Here is an 18569-nt window from a genome sequence, read left to right as displayed (position 1 = left end):
AAATGAAAATTTCATTGAAATATTTAGCTATTATACTTTCGGCCTTTGTTTTTACGATGTGCGTCAGTAAACAAAATAGTCCTGCAAAGGCAGTTAACTTTGACTGGATTTCAGGAAACTGGCAGCGAACAAATGAAGAAAAGGGTAAAACAACATTAGAAAGCTGGGAAAAATTAGATGACTCTGCATATCACGGTATTGGATTTACATTACGAGATAAAGACACCATCAGTCAGGAACAAATGCAACTTATAAAAACAAACGGGAATTGGAATTTATTGGTAAAAGCTCCTGAAGAAAAAGAGTTTACGAAGTTTAGAGTATCAGATATCAGTACGGATTCATTTACATGCAAAAACGATTCCCTGAGTTTTCCGAAACAGATAAAATACTGGAAAAACGGAGAAAACCTCCATGCATTAGTATCAGGAGACAGCACTATGCTGTCATTTGAATTTGAAAAACTTTAAAAAGCTTCCAATTTGTTATCCTGGCCTTTTATTCGTTTGGTAACTCTATATCGTTTATTTAATAAAAATCTATCATATTTTGCCTAGATTTCAAAATAAAACCCCACCTAACAAAGTGGGGTTTAAAGCTGATAATTAACAATAAAAAAACTAATATATATACAGTAGCGGCATATACCTACTTCATTGTCCTTATGGACAATGTTGCGATAATGGCCGCGAGAATACACACAGCTCCAGCTGAGAAGAAAGCCGTTTGGAAACCGACATTCAGTGCAACGACATCTGTTTCACCTGCTATTTTTAAAGTTGTTGTCTTGGCTGCCGAAATAGCCACGATAATAGCTAACCCCAAAGCTGAGCCAACCTGATAACTTGTATTAACCAATCCCGATGCCAGACCGGTTTCTTCCGGTTTTGCACCCGACATAGAAGCCACTGTTCCGGGAATATAGGTAAGTGACATACCTACAGCTCCCAATAGAGAAGCGGGCAACACATTGGCAACAAATGTTCCGTCCTCCGGCACTAAACTAAACAGAATTAGCGATGCAGCAAGTATTAGCAGACCTAAAATCATATTGGATTTAAATCCAAATTTTGCCACCAGTTTTCCGGTAACGCCAACCATCAGAAACATAATGGCCAGCGTCATTGGCAACAGGGCAAGTCCGCTCTTGAAAGCAGAATAATGTAATATTTGCTGTAAGTAAAGATTGAGAAAAAACCAAAGTGGTATCCATGAAGCAGCCAATAAAGCCATCACAATATTTCCTGCCGAAAGATTTGGCACTTTGAAAATTGATAAGGGCATCAAAGGATCGTTTTTCTGTTTTTGAAGGATATAAAAAGCAAATAATAATGCTATTGACAATATTAAAAGGCCGATAGTATGAACCGAACCCCATCCCTCACTCTCAGAAGAGACGATAGCATAGACCATAAGAATCAGAGAGGCTGTTGCGAGAATAGCTCCGGCCACATCCACTTTCCCTTTTCGCGTTTGCCCGGTAAATAACAGGCTTTTGCTACGTAATAAAACAATGATTCCTACCGGAATATTGATAAGGAATATCCAGTGCCAGGAAAGCCATTCGGTAATTGCTCCTCCCAGAAAAACTCCGGCAGAACCTCCAGCCGCTGCAGATGCCCCCCAGAATCCAAGTGCTTTATTAAGCTCTTTCGGGTCTGTAAATTTAGATAAAACCAATGTAAGTGCTGCCGGAGCAATGAACGCAGAACCAACTCCCTGTAAAGCTCTGCCTATATTGAGTGTGGCTTCTGACCAGGCCACTCCTGCCAGTAAAGAAGCTAAAGTCAGGATGACAAAACCCCACATAAATATTTTGCGTGCTCCAAACAAGTCTGATAATCGTCCGCCTAATAGTAAAAAGCCACCAAACAGAATAACATATGCATTAAAAATCCATTGCAATCCGGTTTGTGTATACCCTAGATCATCTTGTATAGCAGGCAGTGCTACCCCAATAATAGAGGTATCCATTATTACTAAAAACTGAGCGGTACATAACAGGAAAAGTGCAGCCCATCTTTTGCTGTAAGGTGTTGGTTGTTCTGTTGAATACGTATTTTTCATATTATTTTTAGTTAACCTTTCAATTCATTTTTTATTCACTATAAGTTTTATCACCCTTATAGACTCAGCAATCCCAACGCATGTTGTAACTCCGTATACAGTATCCGCAGATTATAGACGGCCTGCAGATAATTAATTTTAGCCTGCGTGAGTGCAAGCTCAGCGTCTGTCAGTTCCAGGCGGGATCCTAATCCATTTTTAAAACGGTCTTCCGTCATCTGATGGTTTAATTCGGCTGACTGTACCGTTGTTACCTGGATTTCTAACTGAGAAGAGGCCTCTTTCCATTTACTGATAATGCTTGCAAGGGTAGTTTTCACCTCGTCCTTCAAGTCATTGAGCCGTACCTGTTCTTGTTTTGCCAGTATTCGGGACTGACTGATTCTGGATTTACTACGGCCCCCGTTAAAAATTGGCACACTCAATTGCAATCCCAGGAAAGAAGTCCTGGGCCAGACATAATCATTAAATTTCAGATTATCCGCTTGTGCCTGTACCTGATATTGTCCGATCACGGCAAGTTTAGGTAGTAATTCGGCTTTGGTAGCTGATAGTTTCTGCTCTTGCAGATCTATGGCAAGTTGCTGCACATTCAGATCATTTCGGTTAGTTTCCGCAATATCTAGTGCTTCGCTGACAGTCAGAAACTCAGTTCCGATTGCCTTCACATTGGATTCCAGTTCATCAGTCAGCTCCAGCTCCTCTGGTTCTTCCAAACCGATCAGTCTTTTAAGTTCTATACCTGAGACTTCAATATTGTTCTTAAGGTATGAAACAGAAGATCTTAGGTTTTCTACGGCAATAAAACTACGTAGCGTATCTGACTTGAGACCTCTGCCCTGTGCCAGCAATGCACGTGAATCTTTCAGTGCTGTCACATTGCGTTCATAGCTTTGTTCCAAAAGAATAAGTTGACGCTTCATCATTAATATATCCAAGTAGCGTGTCGAAACTCCAAGTGCAACCCGGCTCATTATATCTTCAGTCTTTTCCGACTGAATCTTTTCATTGATTTCCGATGCTTTGATCAATCTGTGTGAGACCGGATCCAGAATAGGCTGGTACAGAGATACAAATCCGTTAAAGGTATTTTTACCTCCCACAGCAACCTCCTGTACAGGTTTACTTGTTCCGGCAAATGAACCCGGAAGAAAGATATTCTGACGATCAAAATAATAAGAATAGGCCACTCCTGCCGAAATATCGGGCATCATCCGCCCTTTGCTTTCGCGGGTTTGTTCGGTAACATTCTTCTCTTCCAGTATCTGCACCTGTAGTATTTTATTTCCCTCCCTTGCCATCGTCAGCGCCTCCTGAAGAGACAGCGCCTTTTTCTGAGCAAGTAATGGTGTGCTGCCGGTGAGCAGCAGTAGCGTCATTATAAGTATATGTGATGCTTTTTTCATGGTGAAAATATTTATTGTCATAATGGATCTACCGATTATTTTGTCAAATCTTATGTGTATCACCCTGCACAGCTGAATGACGGATCAGCTGCGCGGTGATAATCCGGCAATTTTATCTGTCGTTATTATCAACAATTGCCATTTCAGCTTCATCCAGTTCTATTACTTCTTTTCTGCGTTTACTACTGGATAAATAAGAATATACTGCCGGAATAATAAATAAGGTCAGTATGCCTGAGAACACAAGTCCACCTGCGATAACAATTCCCAGAGACTGGCGGCTGTTAGCCGTTAGTGCGATCGGTAATGCACCAAATATCATGGCCAGTGAAGTCATCAGAATAGGGCGGAACCGCTGTTCAGCTGCCTGTATGGCTGCATCATATTTGGACAATCCTGTATCTTTGAGGTGGTTGGCAAATTCCACAATCAGAATTCCGTTTTTAGTAATGAGTCCTACAAGCGTAATGATCCCGATCTGACTGAATACATTAAGGCTTTGACCGAACCAATGGAGGCTGAGGACGGCGCCTGTAACCGCCATCGGTACGGTAAGCATAATGGTCAGCGGATCACGCAGACTCTCAAATTGTGCGGCCAGAATCATGTAGATAATTACCAGAGCGAGAATTAGTGTGAAAGCTATATTACCCTGACTTTCTCTATAATCACGAGACTGGCCGGCTAATGACGTTTTGAAGTTTTCGCCCAACACCTCGGTTTTAATACGTTCTATTTCTTCAATTCCTTCAGCAAGACTCACGCCCGGAGCAGGAGCTGCGGATACCGTAGCAGAGGTAAACTGGTCGTAACGGTATATAGCTGCCGGGCTTACGGCTTCCTCGGTGGTAATGAGGTTGTTCAGCGGGATGAGTTGCCCTGTATTGGAGCGCACATAGATGGAATTGAGATCAGTGATATCATTCCGCAATTCGCGTTTTATCTGTCCGATAACTTCGTACTGCCTGTCATTACGCAGAAAGTATGCATAACGAAGACCGGATAGCGACAATTGCAAAGTGCGAGCCACTTCTTCTATGGAAACACCCATCAGGGCTGCTTTTTGCCTGTCAATGTTTATTTTTATTTCAGGTTTGTTTATTTTCAGGTCGGCATCTGCAAACATCAGTTTTTTACTCTGACGTACAGCATTCAGAAACTTAGGAAGTACAGCAGTAAGGGTATCCAGATCCTGTGCCTGCAAAACAAACTGTACGGGCATACCTCCACCATAGCGAGAACCGATAGTAGGTGGCAGATACGGAAATAAGAGGAATCCTCTGAAATTGGCGGATGCCGCTCCGTACTGATTATATAAATCCTGTATGCTGGCCTTTCTTTCTTTCGGATCTTTAAGGTAAATACTCTGTACAGCCACATTTACAGGAGCCGGAGCCGGAATGAAGGAGATGGCCACCATAGAATAAGTCTGGTACAATCCATCTGTAGAATCGTTGACATATTTACCTACCTCTATCATGTGCTTTTTCATATAATCGAAAGAAACACCTTCGGGCGCTATAGCAATAAGATTCATGTTGGACCGGTCTTCTATGGGAGCCAATTCTGAAGGCAGTTTTTTGCCTACAAAATAAATAAGCAAGCTGGTACCAATAAGAAAAACCCATGCCATCCAGCGAACCCGCATAAAAGCAGTCAGCAATCGCGCATATCCATTGTTCATACTAACGAAGAAAGGTTCTGTTACCCGATGGAACCAGCCTGGTCCTTCTTTCTTTTTCAGAAAATAAGCACTCAGCATAGGCGTCAGTGTAAGCGCTACAAATGCGGATACCAGTACTGAACCGGATACAACGATGGCAAATTCTTTAAAAAGCTGCCCGCTGATACCGCCCATGAAGACAATGGGTAAGAATACGGCTGCCAATGTAATGGTGGTAGAGATTACAGCGAAATAGATTTCCTTGGAGCCTTTGAAAGCGGCCTGTACGGGAGGCATGCCTTCTTCTATTTTTTTATAAATATTTTCAAGAACAACAATGGCATCATCCACGACCAGCCCTATAGCAAGCACAAGCCCCAGAAGAGTCAGTACATTTATAGAAAAGCCCGAAATATACATAATGAAAAATGCAGACAGTATAGATACCGGAATGGCAATGACAGGAATAATAGTCGAACGCCAGTCCCTGAGGAACAGAAAGATGATGATAACTACGAGACCAAAGGCAATAAAGAGGGTTTCTTCTACTTCTTTGATAGAATCACGTACAGATTGTGTAAAGTCAAACCCCACAATAAGACGATATTCAGATGGTATATCCTTGCGCAGCTGATCGAGGCGTTTGTAAAACTCATCTACCACCTGGATAGCGTTAGCACCACGCTGTATCTGTATGGCTACACCGATACCTACACGATTGAGGTTACCGGTTTCATTGATAATAGCGGTGCGCTCGTTCATTTCTCCTAATTCTGCAGAACCTACATCTTTCAGACGGATCACTGTATTTTTGGTCTGTTTGACGATCATGTCCTCAAACTCAGTTTCTGTAGTCAGCCGGCCAAGTGTACGTATACTCAACTCACTGTTATTTCCTTCCACACGTCCGGACGGAACATCAATATTTTCCCGCAGCAGTGCCTGCCGTATATCTTCCGGAGTAAGTTTATAGGCAGCTAGTTTTAGGGGATCAAATCGTAATCGCATAGCGTATTTATGTTCTCCAACGATGGCTACATTATTGATTCCCGGAATGGATTGAACACGATCTTTGATAACGGTAGAAGCGATATGGCTAACTTCCTTTATATCTTTCGTATCACTTTCTACTTCGAGAAAAGCGACGAGGTTATCGGGTGAGGATGCTTTCTGTACAATGGGGGGATCCACATCTGCCGGAAGTTGTTTCCGGGCTTTGGACACTTTATCTCTTACATCGTTCAAGGCGTCTTCGATGTCTATTTCACGATTAAATTCTATAGAAATAACACTGACCTGCTCTCTGGATTCAGAGGAAATGGTACGTATTCCGTTTGCCTCGGCAATGGATTCTTCCATAGGCCGGGTCAGTTTGGAAGCGATTACATCGGGACTCGCTCCCGGATAAAACGTAACGACGGAAATGACGGGTGGTTCCGTGAGCGGAAACTCCCGGATACCGAGCTGTTTCCATCCCACGATACCAAGAATAACGATAAGGAGGGAAAATACACCGGCTAAAACCGGTTTTTTTATGCTTAAAGATGCTATACTCATGATTTTGCAAATTGAGATGGGTTATTTTTTTACGACAGCCTGTACCGGAGTACCATCTCCGACACGCAGCATATTGGAGACCACAATGCTGTCACCTGATTGTATACCAGAGGTAATAATGGCTTCTGCTTCAGTTCTGTTGCTTATAATCACGGGTACCGGTTTGGCTACACCACCTTTTATCACAAATGCATTATATCCTTTCTCACCGGGCATCAATGCCTCAGTAGGAATCATGACACCGGTAGTACCCTTTTGTTCAGTACTAAAATATACCCTGACGGATTGTCCTGCACGGAATTTCTCCCCATTATTACTGGTAATGGCCTGTACCTGTAGGCTTCTACCTTCTGCATCCACTCCCGGTTCAGTAGCAGTAATACTGGCATTGTATTGCTCTTCCGACAACCCCGTACTGAATTGAATAGCTGTTCCTGTTTTTATCAATGACAGATATCTTTCAGGAAGTGTAAAATTTATCTTCAGACTGCTTTGATCCTGTAAATCGACCAAAGATGTACCTGGTGATACATATGCACCCAAATGCACTTTTGTAATACCCACTTTACCTGAAAATGGCGCACGAATAACAGTTTTTGCCAACTCAGTCTGCAGATAATCCTGTTGTGCTTCAAGCGAACTAAGTCGCATCAGCGCTTCGTCGTATTCCTGTTGTTTTACAGTTTCTGTCTTCAGAAGATTTGTCATCCGGTCTTTGGTTAGCCGGGCAAGTTTGAGCTCTGCATCTACCTTTCTGATTTGCGATCTGATATCAGAGTCATTGAGTGTATAAAGTACCGCTCCCTGACTGATATAGCTGCCGTCTTTAAAGGCTACTTTGGTTATCTTTTGTGCAATTTCACTTACAACTGCAATCTCGCGATAAGGCATCAGGGTACCAACAAAGATTTCCTGTTGATCGAGTTCCTGCTCCTGTGCAACAATTACGTCTACAGGCAACTTGCCGGCAGCAGCCGGAGCAGCAGCTTCTTCTTTTTTAGGTTTGCTTTCACATGCTGTGATCAGAATGCTTAACAAGGAAACTAATATTCCTAATTTGTGTGTACTGTATTTGTAAAACATTATCTTGTTTTTAAGTTACGAAACAAACAATTGACTCAGTCACAAATCTACATGCGTTTACATTTAATTTTTTTACACAATTAAAGCTATCTGTTGTAAAATTTATTTTCGAAAGAACAACTTACAGTAAAAAATTGATAGATAAAGTGAGGATAGTTAACGCTTTTTAATAGCTTACGGATTCCCGTAAAAAAAGCCGGATCAAGGATTGTAGGTTTGTTGAAAATAAAAATAATATGAGTTATTACCCTCCTATCTCAATAAAACAAGCAATCGATAAGATTGATTATAATCAGTATTTACTGCCCGCTATTCAAAGAGAATTTGTGTGGAATCCCAGACAGATAGAATTGCTCTTTGATAGTCTAATGAGGAACTATCCGATTGGCTCATTGCTTATGTGGAAAGTACAAGGCGAAAACAAAACTGATCACAGATATTACAGTATCTTAAAAACATATCGGGAAAAATATAATACACATTGTGATGAGGTAAACACTTCTTCTATTCCTGACTTTGAGGCTGTTCTTGACGGACAACAGAGATTAACGGCTCTTTACATTGGCCTGAAAGGCTCTTATGCATACAAAAAGAAAAATTTTGCATGGAAGGATAACGAACATTCTCTTCCTACAAGAAAACTGTATTTATGTCTTAACGAACATTCCGTCGATGATGATGACAATGAGGATGGCGCAGTATATGATTTTCGATTTTTGACAAAAGAAGAATTGCAGAACTCAGATAAAATATGGTTTGAAACAGGGAAGATATTGTCTCTTAACGGCATTTATGAACTTAACCAATTTTTAAAGGAAAAAGAATGGGATACCAATGAATACATTATCAATACACTCACGAAGCTATTGGATGTAATCCATGTAAAGACTTTAATCAATTATTATCTCGAACTGGAACAGGACTATGACAAAGCTTTAAATATCTTTATCCGGATAAATAGTGGTGGAGAAAAATTATCATATTCAGATTTAATCATGTCCACCATTATCTCAGGATGGACCTCTCATACAGTTTCAGCCCGCGATGAATTTAATAACCTGATAGATGAAGTATGGGATTCTACGGAGATCTTAATTGATAAGGATATTATTATCCGGGCATATCTTTTAATTTTTAGCGATGATATTAAATTCAGAGTGACGAATTTCTCAATAGAAAATGCCAGAGAGTTCAAAGAAAATTGGATAGAAATAAGAGCTGCTATTGTAGAAGCTATAGAACTCGTAAAAGATTTTGGGTATGCAGAAAGAACACTAACTTCAAAAAATGCTTTATTACCTATTATTCATTATCTGTTTATCAGCAACCGTACCAAACAATTTATTTCAAAGGTCGTCTACAAGGAAGACCGGGAGCTTATAAAACGTTGGTTTCATACTGTACTATTAAAGCGCATTTTCGGTGGTCAGGCGGATACCGTTCTAAAACAGATCAGAGATGTTATTAAAGAAGAAGTTAATAATGGAACACAAATTTTTCCTGCTCAGGCTATTGCCAAAAAGCTGGCTAAGACACGAAAGTCAATTACAATGGATGATGAAGCTATTGAAAATTTATTGTACACCCCATATGAAGACAGATATGCTTTCCCGATACTTGCCTTGCTCTACCCTCATTTAGACTATAAGAATAATGACTTCCATAAAGATCATATCTTCCCACAAAGCCAGTTTTTATCTAAAAATCTAAAGAAACACCAGATCGATCTGACACAGGAAAATGCTCATTACTATACAGATAACTGGTGTTATAATGGAATTGTAAACCTGCAGATGCTTGATGGGAATGAAAATAAATCCAAAAGCAGTAAAACATTTCAAGAATGGGCAAGTACAAATGAGATCAATTATGAAAAACAAATTTTGCCAAAGATCACTGATTTCAAACAGTTTGTTGAATTTGTTGATAAAAGGTGGGATCTTTTGAAATCCAGACTTGAAAAGGAATTAAAGTTTTAAGATTGACTCACTAAAAGAATCCTTTGGTCAGAATAGTTGAAGCTACAATTATCAACGCTCCGCAAAAAAGCATCTTTAAACGGATGTTTTTTGCGGTGCTTGAGGTAAGGGTCATTGAGTCCTATATCTCTATCGAACAAGCATTTATAAAAGCAATATGCTATACAACTTTTTTATCCAATCATTTTAAAAAATTCGTTTCTGATTTGCTCGTTTTCAAATACTCCTCCGTATTCAATGGTGCTGGTTTTGCTGGTTTTGTCCTTCACTCCACGGGTGGACACGCAAAGATGTTCCGCTTCTACCACTACGATTACATCATTGGTATCTAATGCTTTTTGTAATTCTTTAAAAATCTGGATATTCATTCGTTCCTGCACTTGCGGGCGATGTGCATAATAATCAACGATACGGTTTATCTTTGAAAGACCGATTACTTTGCCACTTGAAATATATCCCACGTGTGCTTTTCCAATAATGGGAAGAAAATGATGTTCGCAAGTCGAAGTAAAAGAAATATCCTTTTCGACCAGCATTTTGTTGTATTGATACTTGTTATCGAAGACAGACAACTTGGGTTTTTTAGTCGGATTAAGCCCGTAAAATAATTCTTTTACATACATTTTGGCTACACGATATGGCGTACCACACAGGCTGTCGTCGTTAATGTCCAAACCTAATTCTTCCATAATACATTGGAAATGATGTTGAATATTTTTTATTTTTTCATCATCTGATTTTTCAAAAGCATCAGGACGCAAAGGTGTTTCAATAGAAGTCATCGCGTGTAAATCCCCTTCTGTTTCGTATTTTTCTAATAAGCTATTTTCCATTTCATTATTTTTTAGGCACAGGGTCATAACCTTGAGTACCCCAAGGATGACACCTGATTATTCTTTTTATTCCTAATCCTATTCCTTTTGATACACCCCATTCTGAAATAGCTTCTTTAGTATATGGTGAGCAAGTGGGCGTGTGCCGGCAGTTATTCCCTAACATTGGAGAAATGAAGATTTGATATAGTCTTATCGGAAATATGAATGTTTTTTTAGCATTTTTATCTCTTGTCATCTATTCCATACTATTATTTTATAAATATTGACAAATAGATTTCACGATTTATTATAAGCCTAATTTTCATCTTACCTAATAATGAAGAAGCGATTCTATTTGTCAATTTTGAGTTTCTTCTAATTCATATGTAAAGATTGTCTTGAAAAGATTGGATTAAGAATATTTTTGATTTTTTGCAGCTCTCTGTCATATATTAAACCTTTAATCTTTATATCATCAGCACCTTTTAGTTTCTCTTTCAATGTGTTAATCTGAAAGTTTAAATGTTCTGATAGAATCCATTGCAAATGGTCTTTTTCCGTTTCGAACAAGAAGCTTTTGGTTTTATGGCTTTTAAGCCTGTTATAAAAATTTCTCAATCCTGATATATTACGATATTGTTGTTTACTTATGGCATCCTTGACAATCCTATTGTCGCTACAACAGATGTAAATAACCTCCCTGATATCATTTGCAGATATTAAGAGTTTTATTTGTCCGATAGTATAATCGTCAAATTCAAAGCTGTTCCCTAATGATGTATAAAAGAAATATCGCTTAAAACTATTGGAGATAATCATTTCTATATGGTCAGTCGGACAAACCATAAATAAAATATTACTCATAAATAAAATGTTACCATTTGATTATTTAAAATTTGTCATCTACTATAAGGCAGAGAAGATTGATGCAAGATTATCCGGGTTTTACCATCTTCACAAATTTTGAAAACAAAACTTTTGTTAACAAAAATGTGGCTATCGTCCGCCCCTATAAAATGAATATTGCATTGAACGACTGCAATATCATTATGCAGGATGTAGTCGAACTTGTTATACCAAACTTTTACCCAAGGTTTTAACTTGAAACCTTTATCATCGGGAAAGTTGCTGTTCCCACCAATAAAATATGCAAGCGCCCCCTCTTTTGTCGGTCTGAAAGTATGTTGCCCATAGGCCAATGTAGGTTTGAACAAGACTTTACCCTTATCGTAATCGTAATTGTCAGTTAATAGTTGATTGGCAAATTCTTCTACATTGCCATTTTCAACATGAACTTTCCCTACTGCTACCACATTATCGCACCATAGTTGTAGTGTGGCTTCTACCATTTCCGAAGTGAATGTTTTTTGCTCCATTTTTATTTGATTTTATAAATTTTTATCGCTTTATATTTTATTTGCAAACGTTGTTTGGCAGTTTTACAAGTCGCATTTTCAATTGTTGTTTTTTAAGGCGTTTACATATTCAAGGAATTTCTCTTTATTGACGGTTTCTCTATTCCAACTGTCCTGTAATAACAGTTCGACTTTCTTATCAATGATTGCCTGTATATCGCCTCTGAATTGGCGGTAAGCATAGTAATCTGTTCCGCATAACGAGTTTATCCTGTTCTGAAACCAACTTACGGGATTGAACCAACTTGTATTCCGTATAAAACGGTTCCTGTTTTCGTTATCGTTTTCTACCTTTAAGGTAGCCTCTTTCATCAATCTATTGGTTAGCCCGCTTGAAGAATTGCCAATAATGCTTTCATCGGTTACGGTGTCTTTTCCATGTACAGTTTGTGCAAGTTCGGGATATGCAGTCACTAACCTTTGCTTTATGGTAACGGCCGATAGGTCGTATATTTTATACGTTTCCTCCCGACTTGCATCCAAGTAATCCGTCATATAGCTGCCCGGATATTTCAGTGATACTACCTGATGCAGGCTACCTGGGATGATTACGCAGAACAACAGCCACACAGACACCATTTTTATAGCCTGATTGGAACTTCCTTTCCCCCTCAGGTTGATAAAGTAAAATATAAGGAACCATAGCAGCGAATAGCCTGATATCCATAAATACAGGGATATAAAAATACCTGATAACGCACCAGTGCGTAAGGCATATATCAGCATCAGAATGAACAGTATGCCGATAATCAACAGAAAATAAAAACTAAACCTTGCCGCCAGCAATTTGCGGGACGAGGAATTGTTGACCTGTATCAGTTTGTCAAACCCCAAATCTCTTTCCAACCCTCCAATATTGAACAACAGGATAATGGCTAAAACAGGCAACAGGTAAAGTACCACAAAGCTGAAATCCACTGTACCTACTGCCAAGCGTTCGGGGTTGGCTATTTCTTCAGCAAGATCGGCATCAAAAGTGCTGCTCCAATTCGTTACCTGCTTGTAATACCCGAACTGCTCTGCCTGTCCTGTGCTGAAAGGCATAAGAGGTGCAGGTTTTTTGATAACAGATGACGGAGCATACCATATCGCCTGCACTGGCGTAGTAACGTCTATCCACGGTTGGTCGTCCGGGCCCTTTTTTCCTGCATCGTACCAACCTGTTACTTCGGCTATGGTTTTCTTGTTTTTAACCTCTATATTCTCAATTTCTTTATTTTGACTTTCAAACAAAGCATAACCGTTATGCAGTCCATAAACTGCTGCCCCCATGAATAATATCAGCGAAACTATCTTGAACGGACTTCGGGCAAAATGTCTGAACTCATATTGTATTATTGCGATGAATTTTCTCATACCAGATTTATTTTCTTTGCAGTGAATACTACGGTTAAAGAGGTCAGTAATGCCCATAATAGCAGTAACAGTACATCAACTCTGTAGTGATCACCTGCCTTTCCGATAACCGGTGTACTGTATTCAAAATCCTTTACCGATTTATAGAAGTCATTATTTTCTTTCCAGCCCCAGTCACCTGTTTTAGAACCGCCGTACGCTTGCTTTTCATTCAATGTTCTGATTAAATCCCTGCGATAGTTTTCTGCCTGTTGTAAAAAGTCCAGATGATGATACATATCACTACCACTTATGCCCATACTTGCACTTTGCAGAGAAGCGAAAGGATTAAAAATACCTGATAGCTGATAAGCGCTTTTCTGCTTTTGAAGTATGGCATAGTTATTCCCGAAATGCTTGTCCCAAACATTGTTGCCGTACTCTTCATCTGTCTGCATCCGCAGTCCGTCATAATTGATAGGCAGGTCTTCCACTTTATCAACCTTATATTCAGCAAGCACTTTGTTTTTAAATTCTTCCGCTCTTTGGTCAGAGGGGTTGTGTCCGTCCAGTCCTTTGGAACGGTCTTCCTGCATTGCTGCTTTAAATTCCTGACGGCTTGGCAAGGGGTATAACTTGTCAACCGTATTTCCCCAGATCTTTGGAAGAAATACCGTCCATAATACCCATACTGTAAGCATAGACGACAAGGAAGCAGCATTGGTTTTCAGCCTTGCCGAAAGCCACGTGGTCAGCAAGGCAATGATATAGTAGTAAATGGTATAAGTCAGCAACAACAAAGCTGCTCTTGCCATACCGTCTGTATTCATACCCTTTGCATTGATAATTGCCTGTGTGCCGACCGTTGCAAGAAGCAACAAAAGCCCGTAAAACCAAACACTCAGGGCTTTGGCGAAAATAAGCCGGGGCAGTGATGTTCCCTGAAACACCAATAGTTTAAGCCGTCCACTTTCCTTTTCATTGCTTACGGATGTAAAAGCAATGAAAATGAGAAAAAGCGGGATCACGTATTGCAATAGCAAAGCCGGTTTTAGCTTTCCGAATTTTGAAACCGACAAAGACTGTGATGCCTCCGAATATGCAATTTCGTTTTGTACGTGTCCTTCAAGACGAAGTACGTTGCCCGTTACGGTATTGATACCCTCGTCTATATTACTTAGTGCGGTAGGAGATTTAAAGGCGTAAGAGCCGTAGTGTACTGCACTGTGTGTGTTCATTGCATTAATACTTTCCCATTGCTTGCGGATATGCTCTTTTGCTTCCCGTTGCTGTTCTTGCTGCTTATTGTTCTGAACAACGCCCAAATAAGTTACTACGATTATACCTGTAATAAAAAACAGGGTTAAGTAAGCTAATACCCGAAAACGAAGCAACATTTTCCATTCGTTGAGAATAATCTGTTTCATAATAAAGTATTAGCGGTTAATCCTGCATGTAGTCGAGGTAAATTTTTTCAAGCTCATTGGCGGTAACTTCTGAGGTGTTCATTTCTTTGACCAGCACACCGTGTTTGAGTATACCGATGCGGTTGCAGGTTTCCCTAACCCTGAAAATATCGTGAGAAGCCATTAGTACAGCAGCTCCCTCATCAGCCAGTCTTTTGAGTAAAGCGGAAAGCTCATTACTTGCCAGTGGGTCTAATCCGCTCGCAGGTTCGTCCAGTAAATACACTTTTGCTTTTTTGGCATAAGCAATGGCAATGCCCACTTTTTGCCGCATTCCTTTGGAATAGGTTTCGGTTTTCTTATTATGAGCATCTGCCTGTAAGCCACAGATGGAAAGAATGTCCGAAAGCTCAGCTTTGTTGTACGCAATGCCCGCCAGTTTGCAGAAATAGTCTAAGTTCTCCAGACCTGTGAGGTAAGGATAAAGACTGACATTTTCGGGAATATAGCCGGTCTGCTTTCTTGCACGTTCGGCATCGGTGGTCGTGTCTATACCATTGATGAGAGTTGCACCGCTATCGGGTTTAAGAAATCCGAGCAACATATTCAGCGTCGTAGATTTTCCCGCTCCATTCGATCCCAACAATCCGTAGATTTCGCCAGCGGCTACAGATAGGGAAAGCTCGTTTACAACCTGCTTTCCTTTATATGACTTGCTTGTGCTTTCAATTGCTATCATAAATATTTGTATCAAATTTGATGTTATTCAAACACTGTTTTAATGCAATGTTGTTGCTAAAATAATATTTATATTTATTATTGCAACATTGTTGCAATAAAATTTTCAATAAAGTGAAACAAACAAGGAATACGACGGCTAAAACTCCGAGATACAAACAGTACTGAACGGTCTGTGTGACAGAGATACTATTTATCATGTATTGGATAGATTAGGAGAAGAAGATTTGGTATATAAGGTTGTGAATAATGACGGAGGGGTAATGCAAGTTGCCATCATCACGAAACAATACATCATCATAACCATATACGCTTTAGCTCTCAGATCTGTAAATCTGCAACCTGTATTGAAGATGTTGAGCCCTCATTTACATTACCTCAACAGTATAAAGTAAATGAAGTAAATTTTACCGTTCCGGGGATTTGCCCGCAGTGTTCGTGAAAATCATAAATATTTTTAGGCTTACCTACAGTTTATTTCGCAACGCCCTATCATTGAATGTCACATTCATATAGCCAGACTTTAGTAGTAAAACTGAAAAATAATACAGGGCGAGAACTGCGAAGAAGAATAGTTAACTAAAAGAATGAAGAAAAAGAAAGGTAGAAGTTGATAAGTACATTTGAATAAAAAAACTCTTAACAAAGAGTCCTCTCATCATCCCTGGCGAAACACCAAATTGCCTTTTGAATGTAGCTATAAAATGTTTGGGTTCTGATAACCTATATAATGCTGTTTTATATACGTTTTTATCTGAATAAAGTAAAAGGTTTTTTGCACCCTGTACCTTTGTAGGCCATTTATTTTCTGCGTTCGGAGATTTTTACCATCTCCTGATCAATAAATGGTTTTATATCTTCAAACGTAGCTATTCCCTCTTTTTCAAAATCCGAATGTCCGAAACACGGACGCAATACACTTATCAACGTCCCTTGTCTTTTCATAAGCACCAAGGTATAATTGATTGAATATTTTCCTGCAAATTCAGTTGCAATTTCAATCAACCTTTGCTCACAAAATTGACTGTCACTAATGAGCTGGTCGAGTGAAGAGGTATTGAATATAACTTTATAATGTATACCTGCAGTTTCAAATAATTTAATTTCGGTTTCAGGCAAATTCAAAAAGGATGCCCAGCCTGAAGCGGTTGTTTGAACAAACTGTTTTCTGCTTTTTCAAACCAGAACCCTCTTGCGATAATTTCTACAAATTCGTCATGAAATAAAAACAAGTAATGACCAAAATCTGTTAACATCTCGTTTACATTTCCCCCGAACTCGTATGAACTGCAGTAGTGTTGATTTTCATATTTATACCGCTCCGCAAGCCATTGTGAGTTTTCTATTTTGTAAATCCAGATGATAGCACTCCCGTTATTTTCATAATTGTATTTGTAGGGCATCAGTTCTCCACGACAGATTTTTATTGCATCAAGGTTATGAAACGTTATTCTTCCGAATTGTTCATCTTCCGTTTCAAAATAAATTCCCGTAATGCCGTCACCGTAATAAACATCAGGACTCGAAACAGCATCTGCTATTACTGGGACTTTTATTGCTTTAACTACTTCCACTTATTAGCGTTTTTTAGCTGATTAGGATAGGAATGGATTTTTTCACTTTCTCTCATACTCTTCAATTAGTAACCTTTTTACTTTATGATCATTGCTGAATTTTATATTTTGATAGCCACAAAATCCGCATGCCCAAACCTTGTATTTAAAGGGGCGCCTGAGCTGATATTTAATTTTAGTAGCCGGAATAGTTAGTTTTTTACACTTTTCGCAATACACCTTGTTTTGTTCTTCCTGTGGAATTTTTAAGCTTTCCATTTTTACAAAAAACTCAAACTCTTTTAAAATAAATTCTTTTGAGTTTTCAATAGTCAGCCCGGCATTAAACAAAGTGGAATTATCATACTTCAAATAATCCAGATCTTCATCTATTTCGTAGAAGGCTCTATACTTAATATCGTATTCAGTTGCCATCTCAATTTTTACCATTTGATCAAATGCATATTCTATACTGATTTTTCCGGTAATTGCTCTCTTTGCGATTGTCATCGCATATTTTTCTATTAATTCATCATCCGGTTGTACAACATCAAGTTTCAAATCTGCGATACTTTTCAAAAAATACTTTTCTCTTTCTTCTGTGTTCTCAAAATCTAACCCAGCCAAAATAAATAGATTTTCACTCTCGTATCCCAATTCCAAAACACATACAGCCCAATTAACCAGCCCCTTACTGTCAAATGGTGCCAATGCTCTTTCTGCTAATAATTCAAGAGTCAGTTCGTCGAGTGTCATCGGATAAAATTATGTCTAACTACTAAATATACAAAAGTTTTCAATACAAAAATATCAGAGACTACTGACATAGTGTTGTCAATAGTGCATTATACATTTGTGCTGTAACAACAAAACAATGAAAAATCTCTACAGCACCCTTATTTTAACGTTTATGGTACTATCAGGAACTGCACAATCTCAAATTCAAACAAATATTTCTAAAACTATGGACGACCAAACAATTCCACAATTTCATGTAATCGGTATTTCAACAAAAACGGCAAATGCAAACGGACAGGCTGCAAAAGATATCGAAGCTTTATGGGGCAGATTTTGGAACGAAGAGATTCAAAAACAGATTCCGAACAGAGTAAGTGAAGAAATCTATGCTGTTTACACAGATTATGAATCAGACTTTACCGGCCTTTACACCACTATCATTGGATTACCGGTTAGCTCTTTGGAATCCATTCCGGAGGGTTTTGTGGGACTGACCATTGAAACTGCATCTTACCGGAAGTTTGTTTCAAATGGTAAAATGCCTGAAGCGGTCTTTAATACCTGGCTGGAAATCTGGGCTTATAAAGAACTTAATTCAAAACGGGCTTATAAAGCTGACTTTACCATACATGGCAAAAAATACTATGATGGCGATAATGCCGAAGTTGAGACATTTATTTCCGTTAAGGAATAAGGAATTGATGGACTTTTATCCAGGTATTAAGATAAACTAAACGGATGTCAGTTAATCATTAGACTTGACAACCTGTCTTCTCTGTTTTATTTATAGCTTTACTACCCTGTATTCGATTTA

General features: G+C 39.0%; 17 protein-coding genes. 3 read left to right on the top strand and 14 right to left on the bottom strand.

Annotation, left to right across the window (positions count from 1 at the left end; all coding sequences use genetic code 11):
- Positions 1-2: 2 nt before the first annotated feature.
- A complete protein-coding gene (locus tag B4B65_RS06875) occupies positions 3-470 on the top strand; it encodes a DUF6265 family protein (protein ID WP_293914561.1) in 468 nt (155 codons plus the stop codon).
- Between the two features lie 178 nt (positions 471-648).
- On the opposite strand, the gene B4B65_RS06870 is transcribed toward B4B65_RS06875, so the two are convergent.
- The 4 genes from B4B65_RS06870 to B4B65_RS06855 all read right to left on the bottom strand — a co-directional run bounded on the left by B4B65_RS06870 (position 649) and on the right by B4B65_RS06855 (position 7776).
- The gene (locus B4B65_RS06870; RefSeq protein ID WP_293914559.1) at positions 649-2067 is read right to left on the bottom strand and encodes an MFS transporter; all 1419 of its coding nucleotides are present in this window, start codon (positions 2065-2067) and stop codon (positions 649-651) included.
- A 56-nt stretch (positions 2068-2123) separates the two neighbouring features.
- Entirely contained in the window at positions 2124-3473 is a 1350-nt protein-coding gene (locus B4B65_RS06865) for a TolC family protein (RefSeq protein WP_293914557.1), read from the bottom strand.
- A gap of 112 nt (positions 3474-3585) precedes the next feature.
- Positions 3586-6693: an efflux RND transporter permease subunit gene (locus B4B65_RS06860; protein WP_293914555.1), complete on the bottom strand. Its 3108-nt coding sequence runs from the start codon at positions 6691-6693 to the stop codon at positions 3586-3588.
- 21 nt (positions 6694-6714) lie between these two features.
- Positions 6715-7776, bottom strand: coding sequence for an efflux RND transporter periplasmic adaptor subunit (locus B4B65_RS06855; protein ID WP_293914553.1), 1062 nt, complete (start codon positions 7774-7776; stop codon positions 6715-6717).
- A 236-nt stretch (positions 7777-8012) separates the two neighbouring features.
- Between B4B65_RS06855 and B4B65_RS06850 the strand changes: the two genes are divergently transcribed.
- Positions 8013-9755 (top strand): DUF262 domain-containing protein, encoded by a 1743-nt coding sequence (locus B4B65_RS06850; RefSeq protein WP_293914551.1) that lies wholly within the window; start codon positions 8013-8015, stop codon positions 9753-9755.
- 173 nt (positions 9756-9928) lie between these two features.
- On the opposite strand, the gene folE is transcribed toward B4B65_RS06850, so the two are convergent.
- The 10 genes from folE to B4B65_RS06800 all read right to left on the bottom strand — a co-directional run bounded on the left by folE (position 9929) and on the right by B4B65_RS06800 (position 17773).
- The gene (gene folE, locus B4B65_RS06845; protein ID WP_293914549.1) at positions 9929-10588 is read right to left on the bottom strand and encodes a GTP cyclohydrolase I FolE; all 660 of its coding nucleotides are present in this window, start codon (positions 10586-10588) and stop codon (positions 9929-9931) included.
- Between the two features lie 4 nt (positions 10589-10592).
- Entirely contained in the window at positions 10593-10826 is a 234-nt protein-coding gene (yidD, locus tag B4B65_RS06840) for a membrane protein insertion efficiency factor YidD (protein ID WP_293914547.1), read from the bottom strand.
- 119 nt (positions 10827-10945) lie between these two features.
- The gene (locus B4B65_RS06835) at positions 10946-11434 is read right to left on the bottom strand and encodes a hypothetical protein (protein WP_293914545.1); all 489 of its coding nucleotides are present in this window, start codon (positions 11432-11434) and stop codon (positions 10946-10948) included.
- Positions 11435-11469: 35 nt separating this feature from the next.
- Entirely contained in the window at positions 11470-11946 is a 477-nt protein-coding gene (locus B4B65_RS06830) for a hypothetical protein (RefSeq protein ID WP_293914543.1), read from the bottom strand.
- 78 nt (positions 11947-12024) lie between these two features.
- Positions 12025-13341 carry a DUF3526 domain-containing protein gene (locus B4B65_RS06825; protein WP_293914541.1) on the bottom strand — a complete coding sequence of 439 codons (1317 nt, stop codon included), beginning with the start codon at positions 13339-13341 and terminating at the stop codon, positions 12025-12027.
- The gene (locus B4B65_RS06820) at positions 13338-14747 is read right to left on the bottom strand and encodes an ABC transporter permease (protein WP_293914539.1); all 1410 of its coding nucleotides are present in this window, start codon (positions 14745-14747) and stop codon (positions 13338-13340) included. Before B4B65_RS06820 ends, B4B65_RS06825 begins: the two co-directional genes overlap by 4 nt.
- A gap of 16 nt (positions 14748-14763) precedes the next feature.
- Positions 14764-15480, bottom strand: coding sequence for an ABC transporter ATP-binding protein (locus tag B4B65_RS06815; protein ID WP_293914537.1), 717 nt, complete (start codon positions 15478-15480; stop codon positions 14764-14766).
- 785 nt (positions 15481-16265) lie between these two features.
- Positions 16266-16409, bottom strand: coding sequence for a hypothetical protein (locus B4B65_RS06810; protein WP_293914535.1), 144 nt, complete (start codon positions 16407-16409; stop codon positions 16266-16268).
- A gap of 176 nt (positions 16410-16585) precedes the next feature.
- Positions 16586-17038 carry a hypothetical protein gene (locus B4B65_RS06805; RefSeq protein ID WP_293914533.1) on the bottom strand — a complete coding sequence of 151 codons (453 nt, stop codon included), beginning with the start codon at positions 17036-17038 and terminating at the stop codon, positions 16586-16588.
- A gap of 42 nt (positions 17039-17080) precedes the next feature.
- Complete coding sequence (locus B4B65_RS06800; RefSeq protein ID WP_293914531.1) at positions 17081-17773, bottom strand: hypothetical protein; 693 nt, start codon at positions 17771-17773, stop codon at positions 17081-17083.
- Positions 17774-17981: 208 nt separating this feature from the next.
- On the opposite strand from B4B65_RS06800, the gene B4B65_RS06795 reads away from it, so the two are divergent.
- A complete protein-coding gene (locus B4B65_RS06795; RefSeq protein ID WP_293914529.1) occupies positions 17982-18449 on the top strand; it encodes a GyrI-like domain-containing protein in 468 nt (155 codons plus the stop codon).
- Positions 18450-18569 lie beyond the last annotated feature (120 nt).

Origin of the sequence: Sphingobacterium sp. UBA5789, assembly GCF_002418355.1 — a bacterium.
In the GTDB taxonomy this organism is placed as follows: Bacteria; Bacteroidota; Bacteroidia; order Sphingobacteriales; family Sphingobacteriaceae; genus Sphingobacterium.
The sequence above is the reverse complement of the archived record's forward strand: the minus strand, read 5'-3'. Positions and strand labels throughout refer to the sequence as shown.

Excerpts from the sequence above, each read along its gene's own strand:
- B4B65_RS06875 (WP_293914561.1), top strand. The coding sequence starts at position 3 with ATGAAAATTTCATTGAAATATTTAGCTATTATACTTTCGGCCTTTGTT.
- B4B65_RS06870 (WP_293914559.1), bottom strand. The coding sequence starts at position 2,067 with ATGAAAAATACGTATTCAACAGAACAACCAACACCTTACAGCAAAAGA.
- B4B65_RS06865 (WP_293914557.1), bottom strand. The coding sequence starts at position 3,473 with ATGAAAAAAGCATCACATATACTTATAATGACGCTACTGCTGCTCACC.
- B4B65_RS06860 (WP_293914555.1), bottom strand. The coding sequence starts at position 6,693 with ATGAGTATAGCATCTTTAAGCATAAAAAAACCGGTTTTAGCCGGTGTA.
- B4B65_RS06855 (WP_293914553.1), bottom strand. The coding sequence starts at position 7,776 with ATGTTTTACAAATACAGTACACACAAATTAGGAATATTAGTTTCCTTG.
- B4B65_RS06850 (WP_293914551.1), top strand. The coding sequence starts at position 8,013 with ATGAGTTATTACCCTCCTATCTCAATAAAACAAGCAATCGATAAGATT.
- folE (WP_293914549.1), bottom strand. The coding sequence starts at position 10,588 with ATGGAAAATAGCTTATTAGAAAAATACGAAACAGAAGGGGATTTACAC.
- yidD (WP_293914547.1), bottom strand. The coding sequence starts at position 10,826 with ATGACAAGAGATAAAAATGCTAAAAAAACATTCATATTTCCGATAAGA.
- B4B65_RS06835 (WP_293914545.1), bottom strand. The coding sequence starts at position 11,434 with ATGAGTAATATTTTATTTATGGTTTGTCCGACTGACCATATAGAAATG.
- B4B65_RS06830 (WP_293914543.1), bottom strand. The coding sequence starts at position 11,946 with ATGGAGCAAAAAACATTCACTTCGGAAATGGTAGAAGCCACACTACAA.
- B4B65_RS06825 (WP_293914541.1), bottom strand. The coding sequence starts at position 13,341 with ATGAGAAAATTCATCGCAATAATACAATATGAGTTCAGACATTTTGCC.
- B4B65_RS06820 (WP_293914539.1), bottom strand. The coding sequence starts at position 14,747 with ATGAAACAGATTATTCTCAACGAATGGAAAATGTTGCTTCGTTTTCGG.
- B4B65_RS06810 (WP_293914535.1), bottom strand. The coding sequence starts at position 16,409 with ATGAAAAGACAAGGGACGTTGATAAGTGTATTGCGTCCGTGTTTCGGA.
- B4B65_RS06800 (WP_293914531.1), bottom strand. The coding sequence starts at position 17,773 with ATGACACTCGACGAACTGACTCTTGAATTATTAGCAGAAAGAGCATTG.
- B4B65_RS06795 (WP_293914529.1), top strand. The coding sequence starts at position 17,982 with ATGGACGACCAAACAATTCCACAATTTCATGTAATCGGTATTTCAACA.